This is a genomic window from Nocardia sp. NPDC003963 (assembly GCF_053605105.1).
Genome location: NZ_JBSGIP010000111.1, coordinates 1 through 2,866 on the forward strand (window position 1 = coordinate 1; position 2,866 = coordinate 2,866).

Sequence of the window (2,866 nt, forward strand, 5' to 3'; positions counted from 1 at the left end):
CGGTGAGCGTCCACCTCGAAGCGCATGCGCCGAAGGCGCGAGTCTCGAGGCCTGAACGGCGGGACACCAGGGGGCCTCGACCCCCGCGACGCCGAAGGCGGCGCCAAAAACACAGCTTCGGAACCCCCGGCCCGGGTAGTCCGTTACCAGTCAGAGCGAACGTGCGGCCGCCGTGCCCTACAGTGCACAGTGGCCGAAGAGGAGGGATGACGCCGTGCGTAACGGGGCATTGGAAAAGGCCGTGGTCGAGGCGCTGGACCACGGTTCCCGGCTACAAGCACCCGCCGTCGCCAAGTACGTGGCGCGGTTGCGGCGCGCCCATCCCGAGGAGTCGCCCGCGCAACTCGTCGAGCGGCTGGAGCGCCAGTATCTGCTGGCGGTGACCGGAAGCGGTAGCGCGGTCGGCGCGTCGGCCGCGATTCCCGGCGTGGGTACCCTTGCCGCGCTGGCGGCGGTGAGCGCGGAGACCACCTTCTTCATGGAGGCTTCCGCACTGTTCACCCTCGCCGTGGCGTCGGTGCACGGGGTCCGGCCCGAGAACACCGAGCAGCGGCGGGCGCTGGTGCTCGCGGTGGTACTCGGCGACAGCGGGATGGAGATCGTCCAGAAGAGTGTCGGCACCTCCGCCAAGAACTGGGGCACCGTTTTCGCGAACAGGATCCCGGGTCTGGCGGGGATGAACGATTCGCTGTTGAAGCGGTTCATCGTGCGGTTCATCACCAAACGGGCCGCGTTGATGGCGGGCAAGGTGGTTCCGGCCGGGATCGGCGCCGTGATCGGCGGGGTCGGTAACCGGGCTCTGGGCAAGGCGACGATCAACAACGCGCGCAAGGCATTCGGGCCCGCACCGGCGTATTTCGCCGACGAGATGGTGATCGATGCCGAGGTGCCGCCCGCGTTGGAACAGCCGAGAAAGACCCTTTCCCAGGGTAATTCGGAGGTGCCGCAGCACGTGCACGACGAAGTCGTCGTGCGTCGGCCCGGGAACGAGCCACCGGCCGGGTCCCGGTGACCCCCGCCGCGCTCCCGGCGATCACGGTCCGGGGTCTGACCAAGCGATACGAGGATTTCAGTATCGGCGCGCAGGACATCTCCTTCGATATCGCGGCGGGGACCTGCGCCGCCCTGGTCGGGCCGCCCGGATCCGGGAAGTCGACCGTGGCGGGGATTCTGCTGGGGCTGCTCCCGCCGACGGCCGGAGCGGTCACGCTGTCCGGCGGCCGGAGCAGTTCGGCGGTCGGTGCCGTGCTCGCACCGCGCGGTCTGCATCCGCGCCGGACGGTCCGCGATCATCTGCGGGTGTACGCCGCCGCGGCCGGATGCCCGGACAGCCGGGTACGCGCCGTGCTGGAGACCACCGGCCTCAGCGAGCACGCTCGCGCCGTCCCCGACGACCTCACGCCCGGCGAGGAGACCCGCGCCGCCCTGGCGACCGCCCTGCTGCCCGATCCGCGCGTACTGATCCTCGACGATCCCGCCGCCGGTATGCAGCTCGGCGAGCTGTCCTGGCTGCAGGGTTTTCTGCGGAATCACACCCGGCGCGGCGGGACGGTCCTGTTCACCGCGCCGAGTCTGGTGACCGCGCTGCCGATCGCCGATCATCTGGTGGTGTTGAGCAACGGATCGGTGGTGTATCAGGGCAGTCCGGCGCGTTTGCGGCGGCGCAACCCCGACCGGCTGGTGGTGGCGTCCTCGTCGGCCATCGCCGTCGCGACGGCCCTCGCCGCGCGCGGGTTCACCGACGCGGTCATCCGGCCCGACGATCAGCTCGCCGTGGCCGAGGCGACCGAGGACGATATCGTGGCCGCCGCCCGCGCCGCCGATGTGCGGCTGCACCGTATAGTCCCCGACCGGATCCATCCCGACCGGGTGCTCGCCTCGTTGACCCACGCCGGCGCGCCGCAGCCTGCGGGCCCCGGTATGCCGCCACCCACCTCTACGCCGTACGGGGTTGCCCGATGATCGACGTCGTACCAGCGGAACTGATCCCGCCGGTCCTGTCCGAATACCGCAAAGCGGCGACCCTGCGCTACTCGCGGGTGCTGGCCGGAGCGCTGATCGCCACGGCGGTCGTGGCCGCTTCGGTGACCGCGATCCTGGCCGGGCCACTCGATCCCGAGGGCGAGCCGGTGACCGGTTCCGCCACGATCGGCCTCTATCTGGCGCTGTTCGTGGTGATCGTGGCCGCGGCGGCGTTCGGGGCCGCCGGCGCGGCGGGCGAACATCAGCACAACACACTGGTGATCAGCGCGTTGTTCACCGCGGACCGGGACCGGCTGGCCGGGGCGAAATACCTGGTGACCGCCGCGGCCGCCATCGTCGCGGCCCTGGCGGTGGAGATCGTGGCGTCGATCTGCCTGCTGCTGTTCGGCCGCGGCAAGTTCGAGGTCACGGCGGCGTTGTTCGGCGTATTCGGTAGCGGGTTGCTCGCGGCGGCCTGCTGGGCGGTGATCGGCACCGGAATCGGACTGCTGCTGCGCTCACCGGCGCCGGCGGTGGGCGCGGTCCTGGTCTGGGTCCTGCTCGCCGAACCGCTGCTGTGGGTGGTGACCGCGGGTATCGGTCTGCCGGGCGTGGCGACCCTGCTGCCCGGGTCGGCGACCCTGAGCACGGTTCTGGTCGGTTCGTTCGACGACAGCGATCTGCTGGCCCCCACTCCGGCCGCGATCGTGGTACTGCTGCTGTGGTCCCTCGGGGTCGGTGCGGCAGGGTGGTGGTCTTTGCGCCGCGCCGAACTGTGACGCTGTGTTGTCGGCCCCGCCTTCGGCGGGGCGGGGTGGGGCCCTATCAACCCCGGTTCTTCACTCCTACGCTCAGTCGCTGCGCTCCTTCGCTTCGTCGCTCCAGAACCGGGGCGGGCCCCACC

The 2,866-nt window shown here is 70.9% G+C and carries 3 protein-coding genes; all 3 read left to right on the forward strand.

Features of this window, described 5'->3' with window-relative positions:
- Nucleotides 1-214: 214 nt before the first annotated feature.
- The 3 genes from ACWEWT_RS38520 to ACWEWT_RS38530 are packed head-to-tail and all read left to right on the forward strand — an operon-like array spanning nt 215 to nt 2,741.
- Nucleotides 215-1,012 (forward strand): hypothetical protein, encoded by a 798-nt coding sequence (locus ACWEWT_RS38520; RefSeq protein ID WP_452565893.1) that lies wholly within the window; start codon nt 215-217, stop codon nt 1,010-1,012.
- The gene (locus tag ACWEWT_RS38525; RefSeq protein ID WP_452565894.1) at nt 1,009-1,962 is read left to right on the forward strand and encodes an ATP-binding cassette domain-containing protein; all 954 of its coding nucleotides are present in this window, start codon (nt 1,009-1,011) and stop codon (nt 1,960-1,962) included. Before ACWEWT_RS38520 ends, ACWEWT_RS38525 begins: the two co-directional genes overlap by 4 nt.
- Nucleotides 1,959-2,741 carry an ABC transporter permease gene (locus ACWEWT_RS38530; RefSeq protein ID WP_452565895.1) on the forward strand — a complete coding sequence of 261 codons (783 nt, stop codon included), beginning with the start codon at nt 1,959-1,961 and terminating at the stop codon, nt 2,739-2,741. The genes ACWEWT_RS38525 and ACWEWT_RS38530 overlap by 4 nt, the downstream gene beginning before the upstream one ends.
- The last annotated feature ends 125 nt before the right edge of the window (nt 2,742-2,866 follow it).